15 protein-coding genes, 4 tRNA genes and 2 rRNA genes are annotated in these 18726 nt (G+C 54.6%); 4 read left to right on the top strand and 17 right to left on the bottom strand.

What is annotated here, in order from left to right:
• Positions 1-2 precede the first annotated feature (2 nt).
• From KGP22_RS04145 to dnaQ, 7 genes are all read right to left on the bottom strand, one after another.
• Complete coding sequence (locus tag KGP22_RS04145) at positions 3-944, bottom strand: ABC transporter permease (protein ID WP_223581306.1); 942 nt, start codon at positions 942-944, stop codon at positions 3-5.
• Positions 945-962: 18 nt separating this feature from the next.
• Positions 963-2477, bottom strand: a complete 1515-nt coding sequence (locus KGP22_RS04140) for an ABC transporter substrate-binding protein (protein WP_223581304.1) — start codon at positions 2475-2477, stop codon at positions 963-965.
• A 2-nt stretch (positions 2478-2479) separates the two neighbouring features.
• Positions 2480-3562 carry an oligopeptide/dipeptide ABC transporter ATP-binding protein gene (locus KGP22_RS04135; protein ID WP_223581302.1) on the bottom strand — a complete coding sequence of 361 codons (1083 nt, stop codon included), beginning with the start codon at positions 3560-3562 and terminating at the stop codon, positions 2480-2482.
• Positions 3559-4572 carry an ABC transporter ATP-binding protein gene (locus KGP22_RS04130; protein ID WP_223581300.1) on the bottom strand — a complete coding sequence of 338 codons (1014 nt, stop codon included), beginning with the start codon at positions 4570-4572 and terminating at the stop codon, positions 3559-3561. Before KGP22_RS04130 ends, KGP22_RS04135 begins: the two co-directional genes overlap by 4 nt.
• Positions 4569-5288: an FCD domain-containing protein gene (locus KGP22_RS04125; protein ID WP_111965869.1), complete on the bottom strand. Its 720-nt coding sequence runs from the start codon at positions 5286-5288 to the stop codon at positions 4569-4571. The genes KGP22_RS04130 and KGP22_RS04125 overlap by 4 nt, the downstream gene beginning before the upstream one ends.
• Positions 5289-5667: 379 nt before the next feature.
• Positions 5668-5744 (bottom strand) — tRNA-Asp (locus KGP22_RS04120).
• 132 nt (positions 5745-5876) lie between these two features.
• Complete coding sequence (dnaQ, locus tag KGP22_RS04115) at positions 5877-6608, bottom strand: DNA polymerase III subunit epsilon (protein ID WP_025912581.1); 732 nt, start codon at positions 6606-6608, stop codon at positions 5877-5879.
• Positions 6609-6672: 64 nt separating this feature from the next.
• Between dnaQ and rnhA the strand changes: the two genes are divergently transcribed.
• On the top strand, positions 6673-7140 hold the full coding sequence (rnhA, locus tag KGP22_RS04110) for a ribonuclease HI (RefSeq protein WP_010426635.1): 468 nt from the start codon (positions 6673-6675) through the stop codon (positions 7138-7140).
• Here the strand turns inward: rnhA and KGP22_RS04105 are convergent, their stop codons facing one another.
• The gene (locus tag KGP22_RS04105) at positions 7141-7857 is read right to left on the bottom strand and encodes a class I SAM-dependent methyltransferase (RefSeq protein WP_115874289.1); all 717 of its coding nucleotides are present in this window, start codon (positions 7855-7857) and stop codon (positions 7141-7143) included.
• A 32-nt stretch (positions 7858-7889) separates the two neighbouring features.
• On the opposite strand from KGP22_RS04105, the gene gloB reads away from it, so the two are divergent.
• Positions 7890-8648, top strand: coding sequence for a hydroxyacylglutathione hydrolase (gloB, locus tag KGP22_RS04100; protein ID WP_149366167.1), 759 nt, complete (start codon positions 7890-7892; stop codon positions 8646-8648).
• A gap of 68 nt (positions 8649-8716) precedes the next feature.
• Complete coding sequence (gene mltD, locus KGP22_RS04095; RefSeq protein ID WP_223581298.1) at positions 8717-10081, top strand: murein transglycosylase D; 1365 nt, start codon at positions 8717-8719, stop codon at positions 10079-10081.
• A 52-nt stretch (positions 10082-10133) separates the two neighbouring features.
• On the opposite strand, the gene KGP22_RS04090 is transcribed toward mltD, so the two are convergent.
• From KGP22_RS04090 to KGP22_RS04080, 3 genes are all read right to left on the bottom strand, one after another.
• Positions 10134-10907 (bottom strand): class I SAM-dependent methyltransferase, encoded by a 774-nt coding sequence (locus KGP22_RS04090; RefSeq protein WP_111965873.1) that lies wholly within the window; start codon positions 10905-10907, stop codon positions 10134-10136.
• A gap of 75 nt (positions 10908-10982) precedes the next feature.
• The gene (locus KGP22_RS04085; RefSeq protein WP_223581296.1) at positions 10983-11783 is read right to left on the bottom strand and encodes an endonuclease/exonuclease/phosphatase family protein; all 801 of its coding nucleotides are present in this window, start codon (positions 11781-11783) and stop codon (positions 10983-10985) included.
• Positions 11784-11919: 136 nt separating this feature from the next.
• On the bottom strand, positions 11920-13095 hold the full coding sequence (locus KGP22_RS04080) for an MFS transporter (RefSeq protein ID WP_223581295.1): 1176 nt from the start codon (positions 13093-13095) through the stop codon (positions 11920-11922).
• Between the two features lie 104 nt (positions 13096-13199).
• Between KGP22_RS04080 and yafC the strand changes: the two genes are divergently transcribed.
• On the top strand, positions 13200-14105 hold the full coding sequence (yafC, locus tag KGP22_RS04075; RefSeq protein WP_045909864.1) for a DNA-binding transcriptional regulator YafC: 906 nt from the start codon (positions 13200-13202) through the stop codon (positions 14103-14105).
• Between the two features lie 29 nt (positions 14106-14134).
• Here the strand turns inward: yafC and dkgB are convergent, their stop codons facing one another.
• From dkgB to KGP22_RS04045, 6 genes are all read right to left on the bottom strand, one after another.
• Positions 14135-14938 carry a 2,5-didehydrogluconate reductase DkgB gene (dkgB, locus tag KGP22_RS04070; protein ID WP_111965875.1) on the bottom strand — a complete coding sequence of 268 codons (804 nt, stop codon included), beginning with the start codon at positions 14936-14938 and terminating at the stop codon, positions 14135-14137.
• Between the two features lie 160 nt (positions 14939-15098).
• Positions 15099-15175 (bottom strand) — tRNA-Asp (locus tag KGP22_RS04065).
• A 55-nt stretch (positions 15176-15230) separates the two neighbouring features.
• Positions 15231-15346 (bottom strand): 5S ribosomal RNA (rrf, locus tag KGP22_RS04060).
• A gap of 69 nt (positions 15347-15415) precedes the next feature.
• Positions 15416-18321: ribosomal RNA gene (locus KGP22_RS04055) — 23S ribosomal RNA — on the bottom strand.
• Positions 18322-18491: 170 nt separating this feature from the next.
• Positions 18492-18567 (bottom strand) — tRNA-Ala (locus tag KGP22_RS04050).
• Positions 18568-18610: 43 nt separating this feature from the next.
• A tRNA-Ile gene (locus KGP22_RS04045) sits at positions 18611-18687 on the bottom strand.
• Positions 18688-18726 lie beyond the last annotated feature (39 nt).

Genomic DNA, 18726 nt, shown 5'->3' with positions numbered 1-18726 from the left:
GGTTACCCTCGCATTTTCGGATTGATAAGGACGTAGAGCACGTCCGCCAGCAGGTTGAGCATCAGGAAGCCGATTGCCACAATCAGCACCACGCCCTGCACCACCGCGTAGTCACGGTTGAAAACCGAGTCAACGATCATCTTGCCGAAGCCCGGAATGGTGAAAACCTGCTCGGTCAGCACCGCGCCGCCCAGCAGCTCGCCGAACAGCAGCGTGGTGAGGGTGATTACCGGCACCAGCGCGTTGCGAAAGGCGTGCTTCAGGATCACCGCTTTCGGCAGTAGCCCTTTCGCCCGCGCGGTGCGGATATAGTCCGCCTTCAGCACGGCAATCATCGAGGCGCGGGTGTGGCGCATCAGCGTTGCCGCGAGACCCGTTCCGAGCACGGATGCGGGGAGCAGCAGCGTGCGCAGGTTCTGGAGCGGATCTTCACTGAACGGCACATAGCCGGACGCGGGGAGCCACTGCAGGTTTACCGAAAAGACCAGAATCAGCAGGATCCCCAGCCAGAAGTGCGGGATCGAGATCCCCGAGATCGCCACGAAGTTCGCCCCGTGATCGACCCAGCTGTTTTTGTTCACCGCCGCGAGGATCCCCATGCTGATGCCAAACACCAGCGCAATAATCATCGCCAGCAGCGACAGCTCCAGCGTAACCGGCAGCTTGCTGGCGATAAGCTCGGTCACCGGCTCGTGCGTGCGCAAGGAAACGCCCAGATCGCCCTGCAGCGCCCGCGTCAGCCAGTGGAAATACTGAACCGGGATCGGCGCATCCAGGTTCAGCTCCGCGCGCAGCTGGGCGATCACCGCCGGATCGCGTTCCTCACCGGCCATTGCAATCAGCGGGTCGCCGGGCAGCAGCTTTTGCAGCCCGAACACCATCATGCTCACCAGCAATAGCGTCGGGACGGCCAGCAGCAGACGTTTGCAAATCAGTTCCAGCATGGGTTCTCCTCAGGACCTTTATTTCGCCAGCGTCAAACCCGCCAGACGCACGATGCCGTCCGGGTATGGCTTAAAGCCCTGCACACTTTTGTTCAGGCCAAAAATACGCGGCTCGAAATAGAGATAGGCAATCGGCATATCCGTTTGCAGCTGCTTCACCACCTTGTCGTACAGCGGCTGGCGCGCGGCCTGGTCGGTGCTCTGGCGCGCCTGGATCAGCCACTCATCGACCTGCGCGTTGCTGTAGCGACCGTCGTTAAGCGTGCCTTTGCTGTTGATAAAGCCGTAGATGCTGCCGTCCGGATCCGGGCGTCCCGACCAGCCGGAGAAGCTCAGCTGATAATCCCCGCTCTGCTGGCGGTCCAGCAGCGTGGCGAATTCGGTCATCTGCAGGTTCAGGTTAAAGCCCGCCTCGGCGACCATCGCCTGCAACACCTGCCCCACCTGCTGCGAGGTTGGGTTGTTCGGCACCAGCAGGTTGACGGTCAGCGGCGCGGTGACGCCTGCCGCTTTGAGCAGGGCTTTGGCCTTGTCGACGTCACGCGGCGGGACCGGCAGGTTGACGTGATACGGACTCACCGGTGAAAACGCCTGGTTGGCTGGCGTATACAGCCCTTCAAAGACCACCTGGTTTAACGCATCACGGTCGATGGCCTGAGAAAACGCCTCGCGCACGCGGGCGTCCTTGAACGGATCGTTGGCCGGCACCTTGCCGTTGTTGATGTTGAAGGTAATGCCCTGATAGCCCAGGCCAGTTACCTTCGCCAGCGCCAGCTTGCTGTCGGCTTCGACGGTTTTCACGTCGCTGGCGGCGATGCCTTCGGTCAGATCGAGATCCCCCGCGCGCAGGTTCGCCAGACGCACGGAGGCATCAGGGATCGGCAGATAGATAATTTTGTCGAAGTGGTAGGCGTCTTTGTTCCAGTAGTTGTCGAAGCGGCTCAAAACGATGCGGTCCTGGGACACGCGGCTGTCGAATTTATACGGGCCAGAACAGACAGGATGGGCGGCAAAGTCAGGCTTTTTCGCCGCCTCAGGGGCCATCATCGCGCCCGCGCGGTCGGTGAGCTGCATCAGCAGCGCGGCATCAGGCGTTTTCAGGTGCAGCGCAATCTGCATCGGGCCGGTGACCTCTAACGATTCAACGGAGGAGATCTCGCTTTTACGCAGAGAGCCTTTTAAGGTCAGGGCGCGGTCGAGGTTGTATTTTGCCGCGGCAGCATCGAATTTCTCACCGTCGTGGAAGGTGACGCCTTCGCGCAGATTGAGCGTCAGGGTTTTACCATCGTCACTCCACGCCCAGTCTTTGGCCAGGCCGGGGACGACCTTCAGGTTTTCATCCACGTCCACCAGCCTGTCGCACAGGGAGGCAAAGACGAAGCGGCCATAGTAGGTACGCGCCAGATGCGGGTCGAGCATGTCCGGGTCTGCCCCGAGGCCAATACGAAGCACGCTTTCAGAATGGGCGGGCAGCGCCGCGCCAAGCAACATAACGCTTCCCAGTACGGTCAAAAGAGAATTACGGATTGTCATTATCATGAGTTCCTTGAAGGAAGGGACGAGTGGGTAACCGCGTGTTCAAACAGCGCGCGGCGGCGCAGAAAAGCGGCGGATGGCGGTGCGATCTGAATAACGCTGCGATCGCGGTTGATCTCCTGCCAGCGATGGCAGGCAACCTGACGTCCACCGTCGAGCACCTGATTGATCGGCTCAACCTGGCGGCATTCGTCGGTGACGTACGGGCAGCGGGTGTGGAAACGACAGCCGGACGGCGGGCTGGCCGGGTTGGGCAGATCCCCCTGCAGCAGCGGTGCGTCGCGTTCAGTGCCCGGCTGCATCTGCGGCGCCGAGGCGATCAGCGCCTGAGTATAGGGGTGCAGCGGCGCGTCAAAAATCTCGTCAACGGTGGCAAGCTCGACGATTTGCCCGAGATACATGACTGCCACGCGATCGCTCATGTGGCGGATCACCGCCAGACCGTGGGCGACAATCACCATCGTCAGCCCCAGCTGGTTCTTCAGGCTCTCCAGCAGGTTAACCACCTGCGCCTGGACGGAGACGTCCAGCGCGGAAACCGGCTCATCCCCCAGCAGCAGCTTCGGTCCCGAGGCCAGCGCGCGCGCAATGCCGATACGCTGGCGTTGCCCGCCGGAAAACTCGTGCGGATAGCGCCCGGCCCAGGCGGCAGGCAAGCCTACGGTCTTAAGCAGTTCGGCGACGCGGTACTGACGGTCCGCTTTCTTCATATTCTGGTGCAGCCACAGCGGCTCACCGACGATCTGCTCCACCGTCATGCGTGGGTTCAGGGACGCGAAGGGATCCTGAAAGATGATCTGCAGCTCGCGGCGGAGCTGATTGAGGCGCGCGCCCGAGGCGTGGGTGATCTCTTCCCCCTGATAAAACACGCGCCCTTCGCTGGCGGCCAGCAGGCGCAGCAGCAGACGGCCAAGCGTGGATTTTCCGGAGCCGGACTCGCCGACAATCGCCAGCGTTTCGCCCGGCATGACGGCAAGCGACACGCGATCGACCGCCGTGACAAACCGTGCCGGATTAAAGAGCTTTTTGGGGCCAGGGAAAAGCTTGCTGAGGTCACGGGCTTCAAGTATGGGCGTGGTCATGCGGTCTCTCCCAGGGCAATGTGATGTTCGAGCGGCACGCGGAAGCAGGCGACCCGATGGCCCGCGCCGAGCGTGGTGAGCTGCGGTTTTTCATCATGGCAGCGCGACTGCGCAAACGGACAGCGCGTCGCAAAACGGCAGCCTTGCGGCATGGATTCCGGGAGCGGGACCGCGCCGGGAATGGTGGAGAGCTGGCCCTTGCGTGCGCCAAGGGAGGGAATCGAGCCCATCAGGCCGATGGTGTACGGATGCTGCGGATCGGCAAATATCGCCTCCACGCTCCCCTGCTCCACTACCTGTCCGGCATACATCACCGCTACCTGCTGGGCGACTTCTGCCACCACGCCCAAATCGTGGGTGATCATCAGTACCGCCGTGCCGGTTTCCTCTTTTAAGGTGTTGAGCAAGGCGAGGATTTGCGCCTGGATGGTGACGTCGAGCGCAGTGGTCGGTTCGTCGGCAATCAGCAGTTTGGGGTGGTTAATCAGCGCCATTGCAATCATCACCCGCTGGCGCATGCCGCCGGAAAGCTGGTGAGGATAAGCCTTGAGACGCATCTCTGCCGCCGGGATCTGCACTTTCTCGAGGATCTGCAGCGCGACCTTCATCGCCTCTGCGCGCGAGACGTTCTGGTGTCGCATAACCGCTTCGCTCAGCTGATCCCCCAGCGTAAATGTCGGATTGAGCGAGGTCATCGGCTCCTGAAAAACCATCGCCAGCTCGCTGCCGCGCAGGTCGGCATATTCCCGCGGCGAGAGCTTGCGCAGATCGTGGCGGCGAAACAGCATCTCCCCGCTGACGATCCGTGCGCTGGCAGGCAATAACCCCATCAGCGCCAGTGAGGTGATACTTTTCCCGCAGCCGGATTCTCCCACCAGCGCCAGCGTTTCGCCCGCCCTGACGGTCAGCGAGATACCGTCAAGCACGCTAACCGGCGAGCCAGCAAACGTAACGTTGAGGTTTTGCACTCGCAATACGGGCGTTGCGTCCTTAAAGGGGATTGTCGTCATGGCGTGAAGTCGTCCTCAAGGTGGATCGCCTGAATCAGGGCGGTTTGCAGGTTGAGCAGGTGTTCGCGCATGGCGGCCGCGGCTTCATTAGGCTGGCGATGGATAATCGCAGACATGATCTTATGGTGGTGGTCGTTATAGCTGTCGACACGTTCGGGCGTGCGGGCTAATTCACGCAGATGCTGCCAGCCCGGTTCGCGCCGAACGGCATCAATGGCATCAAACAGGCCGAGCATCAGACGGTTGCCCGCAGCCTCGGCAATCGCCCGGTGAAAAGCGCTGTCCCAGAGTTCGTTGAGATCGCGGTCGTCCGGGCTGACCTTGTCGATGCGTTCCAGCATGCGCTGCATGAGCGCGAGGTTTTCCCTGGTGGCACGCAGTGCCGCAAGCCGGGCTAAGCCGGGTTCGAGCTGTAGACGAGCTTCCATCACTTCCAGAAGGTTGGTCTGCTGCACCAGTCCCTGAAGGGCCAGCGGTTCAACAGGTGCCGCCGGGCCAATAAAGGTCCCTTTGCCCTGCTTACGCCAGATGCGCCCCTCTTCTTCCAGCACATCCAGCGCACGACGCACTTCACGTCGTCCTACGCCGAGTGTGTCCGACAGCTCACGTTCCGTGGGCAGCGGTATGCCTGGTGTTGACTCGTGCTGGTTGATAAGCCCGCGCAACTGCTCAAGCGCGGTGCTGGAATTGGCCAGAAACCGTGACGGTTTTTCCATATTGGTTCGCTCGCTTTCATCATGATTTTATTTTTATTAACGATAAGTTATTGATATGGAATGACGCTTATCGTGCTAATGATTAAGCAATAAACAAACCAATACTGAATTGGTTCGGTCTTTTTTTGGGGCGCGGGAGATAACCAAATGATTCTGCGTGAATTATTTTTACAGAAAGACACATTCTGAATGAGGTCTGAAGAGAGGCATGGTGGCAAAATGCACAACAACAGTGCGAATAATGCACTACATTCGTGCAATTGTTAATTAATTGCACTATAGATATTAACTTATTGTTAACAGCGAGAGAGATGATAAGATTACAGAACGCTGAAACGACGAAGGCCTGAATCATTTCTGATTCAGGCCTTCTGAATATTGGCGGAACGGACGGGACTCGAACCCGCGACCCCCTGCGTGACAGGCAGGTATTCTAACCGACTGAACTACCGCTCCACTGTTCCCGTTTGGGGAACGAGGCGCATATTACGGTGCGCCTCCGATCTCGTCAACGCTTTTTCTCACGTTTTGAATCGTTTGCTGCAAAAATCGCCCAACCGATGATTTTACAGGCATTCCGGCGCTTTTTCAGGCACGCCACAGACAGCTGCCGCCCTTCTTCTGCACCAGATCAAGACGGGATTCGTGGTTAAGCAGCTCTTCATCACTGGCTAAAACAACCCGCAACCGACTGGCCTGACGAACAACACGCTGAATGCCCGCTTCACCCTGCGTCTGCTGCGACTCATTTTCCATACTGAACTTCATTGACGTCTGCCCGCCTGTCATCGTCAGATAGACATCGGCCAGGATCTGGGCATCGAGCAACGCCCCGTGGAGCGTTCGCTTGGTATTGTCTATCTCGTAGCGCGAGCAGAGTGCATCCAGGCTGTTACGCTTGCCGGGGAACATCTTCCTTGCCAGCGCCAGACTGTCTGTTACCTTACAGAAGGTGTTCGTCTTCGGGATATCACGATTAAGCTTGCTGAATTCATAGTCCATAAAGCCGATATCGAACGAGGCGTTATGGATGACAAGCTCAGCGCCCCTGATGTATTCCAGGAACTCATCAGCGACATCAGCAAACGTCGGCTTATCCAGCAAGAACTCATCGGCAATCCCGTGAACGCCGAACGCTTCGGGGTCCACCAGCCGATCGGGCTTGAGGTAAACGTGGAAGTTGTTCCCCGTTAGACGACGGTTCACCACTTCAACGGCGCCGATCTCGATGATCTTATGCCCTTCGTAGTGCGCGCCGATCTGGTTCATACCGGTGGTTTCGGTATCGAGGACGATCTGGCGAGTAATTGCAGTGCTCATAGCGGTCATTTATGTCAGACTTATCGTTTAACTGAACGTTTCGAATACAGGAAGTCTACCAGAGATGCGTAAACAGGTAGAAATTTTCACCGATGGATCTTGTCTCGGTAACCCAGGGCCCGGCGGCTACGGCGCGATTATGCGCTATCGCCAGCACGAAAAAACCTTTAGTGAAGGCTATTTTCTGACCACCAACAACCGGATGGAGTTGATGGCGGCCATCGTGGCGCTGGAGGCATTAAAAGAACATTGTGACGTGGTGTTAAGTACCGACAGTCAGTACGTGCGTCAGGGGATCACCCAGTGGATCCATAACTGGAAAAAACGCGGCTGGAAAACCGCCGATAAGAAACCGGTCAAGAACGTCGATCTCTGGAAACGTCTTGATGCTGCGCTGGGTCAGCACCAGATTAAATGGGAGTGGGTTAAAGGCCACGCAGGCCACCCGGAAAACGAACGCTGCGACGAACTGGCGCGTGCTGCGGCATCCAATCCTGCACATGAAGATGCAGGCTATCAGCCCGAATCCTGATCACGGCTTTTTGTATTGCCGCGTGGCGCCGACGGTCTGGCGGATGGGCGTTTTCGATTTGCTCTGCTTCATGGGGTTAAGCGTAAGGGGAATGGTTCGCTTACGCGCGACGATAAACTGCAAACAGCCCAGGGCGGGGAGATGGGTGCTCAGCACCACGCCACCCTGCCGCGCCCAGGGCAGCACCTGAAAACCACCGTAGCAGAGCACTTCAAAGTTCAGCAGTGACAGCCAGTCGAGCTGGCGCATCATGGTGAACATCCGGCTGTTGTAAGGTGGATTCCTGCGTAGCACCGGCACCAGCTTACGCAGACCCATCAGGCTTAACGGATTGAATCCGCTAAGTACCAGCCAGCCGTCATCAATAAGCACGCGATCGGCTTCACGAAGCAGACGATGCGGATCGCTGCACCAGGGCAGCGTGTGAGCGAGTAAACACGCATCAACGGATTTTTCCGCAAACGGCAGATGCAACGGATCTGCTTTTACCTGAACCGGCGATCCGCCGAGAGAGACGTTGACCTGATGCGAGATAGCGCAGCTTTCGGTATTGATTTCCGCGCTGAGATTGCCAATCTTAAGCAGGTGAAAGCCATACATTTTCGCGAGCCAGGGCTTCAGCTGTTGTTCTAACGCTTCGCGATAATATTCACCCCAGGGCAATTCCGCCCAACGTTCCGGTGCTGCGACAGTCTGAGGTATCCTTGCCGGTTTCATCAAAACACCCGCCACGCTATAAGAGGTAATGTATGAATCTTATCAGTATTCCAGCGTTTCAGGACAATTACATCTGGGTTTTGGTTGACGACGATCGTCGATGCGTCATTGTGGATCCCGGAGAATCGGCCCCTGTTCTGCGCGCAATAAAAGAGAACGACTGGCAGCCAGAAGCCATTCTGTTGACGCATCATCATAACGATCACACTGGCGGCGTGCCTGAACTGCGCGCTCATTTTCCGCATCTTGTGGTTTACGGACCGGCAGAAGCACAAGATAAGGGAATCACGCATGTAGTCGAAGAAGGCGAAAATATCCTCATACGTGAGTGGGAGTTTTCCGTATTTGCTACCCCGGGTCACACTTTGGGACATCTGTGTTTCTACAGTAAGCCTTATCTTTTTTGCGGCGATACCCTGTTCTCCGGAGGCTGCGGAAGACTGTTTGAAGGCACGCCAGCGCAAATGTACCAGTCTTTACAGAAGATTAACGCATTGCCCGATGACACCGTTATTTGTTGCGCTCATGAGTATACATTAGGAAATATGAAGTTTGCCGTCAGCCTGTTGCCTGAGGATCGGGCGATTCAGGATTATTATCACAAAGTGAAGGAGTTACGTGCAAAAAACCAAAAAACACTCCCCGTAATTCTGAAAAACGAGCGCCAAATTAATTTATTTTTACGAACAGATGATACTGATTTAATTAATAAAATTAACCAAGAAACAAATTTGCAACAACCAGAACAGCGATTTGCATGGTTAAGGTCAAAGAAAGATAACTTCAGATAATTGCGGGTTGCCTTTTCAAAATTTCGCCGTTATCATCGCTCGTCTTTTAAGCAACTATTGACACACACATGAAGGCAAAAGCGATATTACTCGCCTCTGTCCTGCTTGTAGGTTGCCAGTCACAGAATGGCAGCAACGTACAACAGCACGCACAGAGCCTTTCTGCAGCTGGTCAAGGGGAAGCAGGGAAGTTTGCAAGTTCGGCGCGCTGGATGGACGATGGAACATCTTTCGCGCAGGATCAAGACTTGTGGACCTCTATTGGCGACGAGCTAAAGATGGGAATTCCGGAAAATACCCGGATTCGCGAACAGAAACAGAAGTATTTAAGAAATAAGAGCTATCTCCACGATGTAACGTTACGGGCAGAGCCGTATATGTACTGGATAGCCGGGCAAGTTAAGAAACGTAACATGCCTATGGAGCTGGTACTCCTACCCATAGTGGAGAGCGCTTTTGACCCACACGCGACGTCTGGCGCCAATGCCGCAGGCATTTGGCAGATCATTCCGAGCACAGGGCGAAACTATGGTCTGAAACAGACCCGCAACTATGATGCGCGTCGCGATGTTGTCGCTTCAACGACAGCCGCTCTCGACATGATGCAACGTCTGAACAAGATGTTTGACGGCGACTGGCTGTTAACGGTCGCAGCGTATAATAGTGGCGAAGGTCGTGTACTGAAGGCAATGAAAGCGAATAAAGCACGGGGTAAATCCACCGATTTTTGGTCGCTCTCACTGCCACAGGAAACAAAAATTTACGTACCGAAAATGCTGGCATTGAGCGATATTCTCAAGAACAGCAAGCGTTATGGTGTACAACTGCCAACACCAGACGAAAGTCGTGCACTGGCGCGTGTTCGCCTCAGCAATCCAGTTGATATTAAACAGGTTGCTGATATGACGGGTATGTCGGTAAGTAAATTGAAAACCTTTAATGCTGGCGTTAAAGGCTCAACCCTGGGGGCAAGTGGCCCGCAGTATGTAATGGTTCCGCAGAAACATGCTGACCAGTTACGTGAGTCTTTAGCTTCTGGTGAAATCGCCGCCGTTCAGTCAACGCTGATCGCGGATGCTTCATCAGTCAACACCCGTAGCTATAAGGTTCGTTCAGGTGATACGCTTTCGGGCATTGCGTCACGTCTTGGCGTGAATGCGAAAGATCTGCAGCAGTGGAATAATCTGCGCAGCTCCGGCCTGAAAGTGGGTCAGACTCTGACGGTAGGTGCAGGTAGCAGCGCGCAGCGTCTCGCCAGCAACAGCGATAGTATTACCTATCGCGTGCGCAAGGGCGATTCACTGTCCAGTATCGCAAAACGACACGGCGTAAACATCAAGGATGTGATGCGTTGGAACAATGATACTGACAATCTGAAACCTGGCGACCAACTGACGCTGTTTGTGAAGAACAGCGCTACGCCAGACTCCTGATAGCACGATCGAAAGATAAAAAGGCACCGATTCCCCTCGGTGCCTTTTTTGTTTATCCCGCTTTTTGCGCTTCACCCATGATGGTATCGCTGGTGAATGAACCATCGTTCTGCAGTTCAAAGTACGCCTTTACCTCCGCGGATGCACTCTCCTGATACAGCCTGATCGCCTGGCTTAATGCTTCCGGAGTGCGCATACGAGCGATCCAGGAACTGAACTCCAGCGGTAAGCGATCGGTAATCAACGCGCGCGCGATCAGCCCCGCTTCAGTTATAAGCGACAACCACTCTCCGCTGGAGTAATTTTGCACGTGCGAAGTATCGCGCAGCGCTTCTACCGTTTGCAGCCAGATATTGCGCACCGGATGTCCAGGTGACATCACATCCATAATGATGAATGTTCCGCCCGGCTTCAGAACGCGTTTGACCTCGCGTAATGCCTGGCCGACATCATGCCAGTGGTGCGCGGAATAACGGCTGATAACCACCTCAAACGACGCATCATCAAACGGTAAGGATTCGGCATAGCCCTGGCGCGTATTGATGTTGTTCAGCCCCTTCGCTTTCGCCGCCTCGGCAACAACGTCCAGCATCTGGCTGGATAAGTCATACGCGGTAACGTGCGCCACCTGCTGCGCAGCCGTAAAGCTGGCATGCCCAGCCCCGCAGCCTAAATCCAGAACGTGCGCCTGCGGGAACGCAGACAGACGTTCACCGAGACGCACCAGATCGCGACCTGAAGCGTGCACGGCGCTGCTCAGATAGGCATTTGCCTGAGAACCAAACTGTTTTTCTACGTTGTCATGATGGGAGTGTGTTGTTGTCATCGTACTGTCCTTTGTGAGTGAAAAATAAAGGGCAGCACCCGCGCAGGCCTGCCCCACGGCAGACCTGACACACCATTATTTATCAGGTTTGCCGGGACTGAATTCGACTAGTAGAGGATTATGATCCGAGGCGCGAGTCACCAGAACAGAGGCATCGTGCACGCTCAAACCACGATAGAAGACAAAATCGAGAGGACGACCAAAGGCTTTTTTGCGCTGGTCATCGCTAAAACGAACTTCACGCAACGACATTTCGCGCGCAAAGCGATAGAGCGCATTCATGCGCGGACGGCTCCAGGCATTGAAATCACCGGCCATAATGATGGGCCCGCTGTGATGGGCAATCTGATCGCCGATCGGAAGTAACTGCTTACTGTAGACATCCACGCCCAGGCTGAAATTTACCGCATGGATATTCACAACCATCAGCATTCGGGTATCCGGCAGCGGATAGACCGTCACCAGCGCCGATTTCGCCAGACGCAGGATAGGCTCGCGTTCCCGCAGAGGACAGCAATAGACCGGATGTGCTGCTGAAAGCGTCATCACACCTGAGGGATGTTGCGGCAGGACAAACGCAGGCACCTGGTCGGCGGCAAGATAGTTCGTGGTGGCAAACCGTACCAGCTCCGGGGTGGTTTGCGCCTCCTGGAGCAGAACCAGGTGGGCATCTTTTCCAAAATTCTTGAGTACCGATAACCATTCGGCACGCTGCTGCTTAAAAATATTCCACACCAGTACGCGGATTTTCTCATCGCTACTTAACGGTGTACCGGCGGGTAATACCTGGCTTATGCTCGCAAATGACCCCGGAGGCAAGATCCTCTCCGCGGGCATTCCGGCAACATAACGCATGGCATAGGTATTTTTTCGCACTTTTGGAAACAGCCTCTGTAACATGAACCAGCCCGGAAAACGGACTGGTTCTAATGTTATAGGGACTTTAGGTCATACTTTCAACGCAATTTCTGAGAAACCGCTTTCCAGTTTTGTAAGCAAGCGCTTACTTATATTAACCCAGCGCGACGCGAGCAGGTTTATCAAGGCGCCCACTCAGGCCAATCAGCAGGAAGGCCACCAGAACAATCACCGCTCCAATCCACGGGGTCTGGGTTAATCCGAAGTGTTCGACGGTTTGCCCACCAACGATGGAGCCCAGCGCGATACCAATATTAAAAGCGGCAATATTCAGGCCGGAAGCCACATCCACTGCATTAGGCGTATAAAGCTCGGCTTTCTGTACAACGTAGACCTGAAGCCCGGGCACGTTGCCAAAGGCGAAGATCCCCATGACCAGAACCGTGACCAGCGCGGCGTAGTGTATCGAAGCGGTGAACTGGAAAATTATCAACAGAACAACCAGCGCGGCGAAGATAAATTTCAGCGCAGGTACCGCGCCATGCTTATCCGCAAGCTTGCCGCCCCAGATATTGCCAATGGCAACGGAAATACCGTATCCCAGCAAAATCCAGCTTACGGCATTGGGGGAGAAGCCAGCCAGATCCTGCATCATCGGCGCCAGGAAGGTGAAAGCGGTGAATACGCCGCCATAACCCAATGCAGTTACCGCGTAGATGATCAGCAAACGCGGATGCGTAAGCACCTTCAGCTGATCGCGCAGGCTGGCGCTCGCCCGGCCTGGAATATTCGACGGCACCAGCAGCAGGCTGGCCACCAGGGCGATGACCCCCAGTAAGGAGACGGCCAGAAACGTTTCACGCCAGCCGAAGTGTTGTCCGATGAACGTTCCCAGCGGTACGCCCGTAACGAGTGCAACGGTCAGTCCACCAAACATGATCGCAATGGCAAAGGCCGCTTTCTCTTTGGGTACCAGGCTGGTTGCAATAGTGGAACCAATCGAGAAGAACACCCCGTGCGCAAGGCCGGTCAACAGACGGGCAATCACCAGCGTGGTGTAGTCCGGTGCCTGCCAGGCCAGAATGTTGCCGGCGGTGAACAGCACCATCAGCGCGACTAACAGCTGCTTACGCGGAAAACGCCCGGTCAGTGCCGTCAGCACTGGTGCTCCGACGGCGACGCCCAGAGCGTAGATAGACACCAACAGCCCGGCAGAGGGTAACGAGATCGCAAGCTGGTTAGCAATAGTGGGAACCAGTCCCACGATAACAAATTCGGTCGTGCCAATTGCAAAGGCACTGATCGTCAGGGCAAGTAGCGCCAGTGGCATAAAATACTCCGTATCATCAGGATTAAGATGACAGGCAGTATGCGCCAGTGCTTAAATAACAATAATGGTCAAAATCTCAATAGAATTTTGCAGGTGGTGCAACAATGAAAGCTACATCGGAAGAGCTGACAATCTTTGTCGCCGTCGTTGAAAGCGGCAGCTTTAGCCGCGCGGCCGAACAGCTGGGACAGGCTAACTCAGCCATCAGCCGTTCGGTAAAAAAACTGGAGATGAAGCTTGGAGTGAGTTTGCTCAACCGAACGACGCGACAGCTGAGCCTGACGGAAGAAGGAGAGCGTTATTTTCGCCGCGTGCAGTCGGTACTGCAGGAGATGGCCGCAGCGGAGACCGAGATAATGGAGACCCGCAGCACGCCGCGCGGATTGCTGCGCATTGATGCAGCCACGCCGGTAGTGCTTCACTTTCTGATGCCGCTGATCAAACCTTTCCGCGAACGCTATCCGGAGATGACGCTTTCTCTCGTCTCCTCAGAGACGTTTATTAACCTCATCGAGCGTAAAGTGGATGTGGCTATTCGGGCGGGAACGCTGACCGATTCAAGCTTGCGTGCCCGCCCTCTGTTTGCCAGCTACCGTAAAATTATCGCGTCGCCACAGTATATTGCTGAACATGGTAAACCGGAGACGGTTGAAGAACTGAAGCAGCATCTGTGCCTGGGCTTTACGGAGCCGGTATCGCTGAACACCTGGCCTGTCGCCTGTCATGATGGTCAACTTCATGAAATTACGAGCGGATTGTCATCTAACAGCGGGGAAACGCTGAAGCAGCTGTGCCTTGAAGGCAATGGTATCGCCTGCTTGTCAGACTATATGATTGATAAGGAGATTGCCCGAGGTGAGCTGGTGGAATTGATGGCCGATAAACGCCTGCCGGTCGAAATGCCTTTTAGCGCGGTGTATTACAGTGACAGAGCGGTGAGTACGCGCATTCGTGCCTTTATTGATTTTCTGAGTGAACATATAAAAACAGCTCCCGGAGGAGCTGTGTGAGGGTTCAGGTTACAGAGGGCGGGTCAAACTTAATCCCAGTCAGGAGCTAAACCTTCCGGGCTGACCAGACGATCGTTGCACTCCAGCGCGGCAATCGCTTTTTTATCGTCAGCATCCAGATGAAGATCCATTGCTAACAGGTTGCTGGCCAGGTTTTCACGCTTAGTTGATGATGGGATCACGGCATAACCTTCACCCATTGCCCATGCCAGAATGACCTGCGCGGCAGTCGCGTTATGTTTCTCAGCGATACGCGTAATCACTTCATCTTTCAGCGCCTTACCGTAGGCCAGCGTCATGTATGAGGTGATATGGATCCCGTGCTGTTTTGCCCAGTCCACGACTTTACGATTTTGCAGGTACGGAGACAGCTCAATCTGGTTGGTCGCAATATTTTCAGCGCCAACAGCAGCAATAGCTTTTTCCATCAGCGGGATCGTGAAGTTGGAGATCCCAATTTCGCGGGTTAATCCCTGCTTTTTCGCTTCCAGCAGCGCCTGCATGAAATCTTCCACGGAGACGGCATCGTTCGGCGATGGCCAGTGGATCAGCGTCAAATCCACGTAGTCAGTACGCAGTTTTTTCAGGCTCTCTTTCAGGCTTGGGATCAGCGTGTCTTTGCTGAGATTCTCAATCCAGATTTTCGTGGTAATGAACAGCTCATTACGCGGTACACCACTCTCTTCGAGAGCTTGTCCAACGGCAGCTTCGTTTTCATAGATCTGTGCCGTATCAATTGCGCGATAGCCAAGTTCAAGAGCGGTTTTAACTGATGCGATAACTACGTCGTCTTTCAGGCGGAAGGTGCCCAGACCAAATGCAGGGAGAGTCATACTATTCCTCAATGGTTATGTTCGTAAACTGAGGACGATTATCGCTGGCGGTTTTATGGAGAAAAAGATCGTAAAACGCAGAGGATTTTTGCTGATTTCGCAATAATTAAATATCAGATAAGAAAAAAGCCCTGAGCGTTAGCTCAGGGCTTTTAATAAGTGGCGGAACGGACGGGACTCGAACCCGCGACCCCCTGCGTGACAGGCAGGTATTCTAACCGACTGAACTACCGCTCCACCGAAGACTGCTGTAATCACCGGATTTATGCACCGGCTTACTACTTAATTTGATGCCTGGCAGTTCCCTACTCTCACATGGGGAGACCCCACACTACCATCGGCGCTACGGCGTTTCACTTCTGAGTTCGGCATGGGGTCAGGTGGGACCACCGCGCTAAAGCCGCCAGGCAAATTCTGTTAAATCTGTATCAAAGCTGAAAATATCGTGTCTCTTCGCCAAAACACCTTCGGCGTTGTAAGGTTAAGCCTCACGGTTCATTAGTATCGGTTAGCTCAACGCATCGCTGCGCTTACACACCCGACCTATCAACGTCGTCGTCTTCAACGTTCCTTCAGGACCCTTAAAGGGTCAGGGAGAACTCATCTCGGGGCAAGTTTCGTGCTTAGATGCTTTCAGCACTTATCTTTTCCGCATTTAGCTACCGGGCAGTGCCATTGGCATGACAACCCGAACACCAGTGATGCGTCCACTCCGGTCCTCTCGTACTAGGAGCAGCCCCCCTCAATTCTCCAGCGCCCACGGCAGATAGGGACCGAACTGTCTCACGACGTTCTAAACCCAGCTCGCGTACCACTTTAAATGGCGAACAGCCATACCCTTGGGACCTACTTCAGCCCCAGGATGTGATGAGCCGACATCGAGGTGCCAAACACCGCCGTCGATATGAACTCTTGGGCGGTATCAGCCTGTTATCCCCGGAGTACCTTTTATCCGTTGAGCGATGGCCCTTCCATTCAGAACCACCGGATCACTATGACCTGCTTTCGCACCTGCTCGAGCCGTCACTCTCGCAGTCAAGCTAGCTTATGCCATTGCACTAACCTCCTGATGTCCGACCAGGATTAGCTAACCTTCGTGCTCCTCCGTTACTCTTTGGGAGGAGACCGCCCCAGTCAAACTACCCACCAGACACTGTCCGCAACCCGGATCACGGGTCTACGTTAGAACACCAGCCATTAAAGGGTGGTATTTCAAGGACGGCTCCACGCAGACTGGCGTCCACGCTTCAAAGCCTCCCACCTATCCTACACATCAAGGACCAGTGTTCAGTGTCAAGCTATAGTAAAGGTTCACGGGGTCTTTCCGTCTTGCCGCGGGTACACTGCATCTTCACAGCGAGTTCAATTTCACTGAGTCTCGGGTGGAGACAGCCTGGCCATCATTACGCCATTCGTGCAGGTCGGAACTTACCCGACAAGGAATTTCGCTACCTTAGGACCGTTATAGTTACGGCCGCCGTTTACCGGGGCTTCGATCAAGAGCTTCGCGTTACCGCTAACCCCATCAATTAACCTTCCGGCACCGGGCAGGCGTCACACCGTATACGTCCACTTTCGTGTTTGCACAGTGCTGTGTTTTTAATAAACAGTTGCAGCCAGCTGGTATCTTCGACTGATTTCAGCTCCACCCGCAGGGGCTTCACCTACATATCAGCGTGCCTTCTCCCGAAGTTACGGCACCATTTTGCCTAGTTCCTTCACCCGAGTTCTCTCAAGCGCCTTGGTATTCTCTACCTGACCACCTGTGTCGGTTTGGGGTACGATTTGATGTTACCTGATGCTTAGAGGCTTTTCCTGGAAGCAGGGCATTTGTTACTTCAGCACCGTAGTGCCTCGTCATCACACCTCAGCGTTAAAAAACGACCGGATTTACCTAATCGTTCCGCCTACATGCTTAAACCGGGACAACCGTCGCCCGGCTAACATAGCCTTCTCCGTCCCCCCTTCGCAGTAACACCAAGTACAGGAATATTAACCTGTTTCCCATCGACTACGCCTTTCGGCCTCGCCTTAGGGGTCGACTCACCCTGCCCCGATTAACGTTGGACAGGAACCCTTGGTCTTCCGGCGAGCGGGCTTTTCACCCGCTTTATCGTTACTTATGTCAGCATTCGCACTTCTGATACCTCCAGCATGCCTCACAGCACACCTTCAACGGCTTACAGAACGCTCCCCTACCCAACAACGCATAAGCGTCGCTGCCGCAGCTTCGGTGCATGGTTTAGCCCCGTTACATCTTCCGCGCAGGCCGACTCGACCAGTGAGCTATTACGCTTTCTTTAAATGATGGCTGCTTCTAAGCCAACATCCTGGCTGTCTGTGCCTTCCCACATCGTTTCCCACTTAACCATGACTTTGGGACCTTAGCTGGCGGTCTGGGTTGTTTCCCTCTTCACGACGGACGTTAGCACCCGCCGTGTGTCTCCCGTGATAACATTCTTCGGTATTCGTAGTTTGCATCGGGTTGGTAAGCCGGGATGGCCCCCTAGCCGAAACAGTGCTCTACCCCCGAAGATGAGTTCACGAGGCGCTACCTAAATAGCTTTCGGGGAGAACCAGCTATCTCCCGGTTTGATTGGCCTTTCACCCCCAGCCACAAGTCATCCGCTAATTTTTCAACATTAGTCGGTTCGGTCCTCCAGTTAGTGTTACCCAACCTTCAACCTGCCCATGGCTAGATCACCGGGTTTCGGGTCTATACCCTGCAACTTAACGCCCAGTTAAGACTCGGTTTCCCTTCGGCTCCCCTATACGGTTAACCTTGCTACAGAATATAAGTCGCTGACCCATTATACAAAAGGTACGCAGTCACACCACGAAGGTGCTCCCACTGCTTGTACGTACACGGTTTCAGGTTCTTTTTCACTCCCCTCGCCGGGGTTCTTTTCGCCTTTCCCTCACGGTACTGGTTCACTATCGGTCAGTCAGGAGTATTTAGCCTTGGAGGATGGTCCCCCCATATTCAGACAGGATACCACGTGTCCCGCCCTACTCTTCGAGTTCACAGCCTGTGTGCTTTCGTGTACGGGACTGTCACCCTGTACCGTGCGACTTTCCAGACGCTTCCACTAACACACAAGCTGATTCAGACTCTGGGCTGCTCCCCGTTCGCTCGCCGCTACTGGGGGAATCTCGGTTGATTTCTTTTCCTCGGGGTACTTAGATGTTTCAGTTCCCCCGGTTCGCCTCGTTAACCTATGTATTCAGTTAACGATAGTGCAACGAATTGCACTGGGTTTCCCCATTCGGACATCGCCGGGTCAAAGGTTCATATCACCTCGCCGGCGCTTTTCGCAGATTAGCACGTCCTTCATCGCCTCTGACTGCCAGGGCATCCACCGTGTACGCTTAGTCGCTTAACCTCACAACCCGAAGATGTTTCACTTCTGATTGCGAAAATTTGAGAGACTCGAACACACCATTAAGATGTGTCGTTTCAATTTTCAGCTTGATCCAGATTTTTAAAGAGCAAAACTTCGCAGTGCACCTTTTCAGGTTCACTCTGAAGTTTTCTTGTGTTTGCAGTAAAAGATGGTGGAGCTATGCGGGATCGAACCGCAGACCTCCTGCGTGCAAAGCAGGCGCTCTCCCAGCTGAGCTATAGCCCCATCGTTTTGCAATCTCTGTACCGCTCATCCTTTAAAAGGAGTTTGGTAGGCCTGAGTGGACTTGAACCACCGACCTCACCCTTATCAGGGGTGCGCTCTAACCACCTGAGCTACAAGCCTGCAGAGATTTTTACTGCTGTTTTTCATCAGACAATCTGT

The sequence above is a fragment of the Enterobacter sp. JBIWA005 genome (assembly GCF_019968805.1).
In the GTDB taxonomy this organism is placed as follows: Bacteria; Pseudomonadota; Gammaproteobacteria; order Enterobacterales; family Enterobacteriaceae; genus Enterobacter; species Enterobacter vonholyi.
This window is presented reverse-complemented; position numbering and strand designations above follow the sequence as displayed.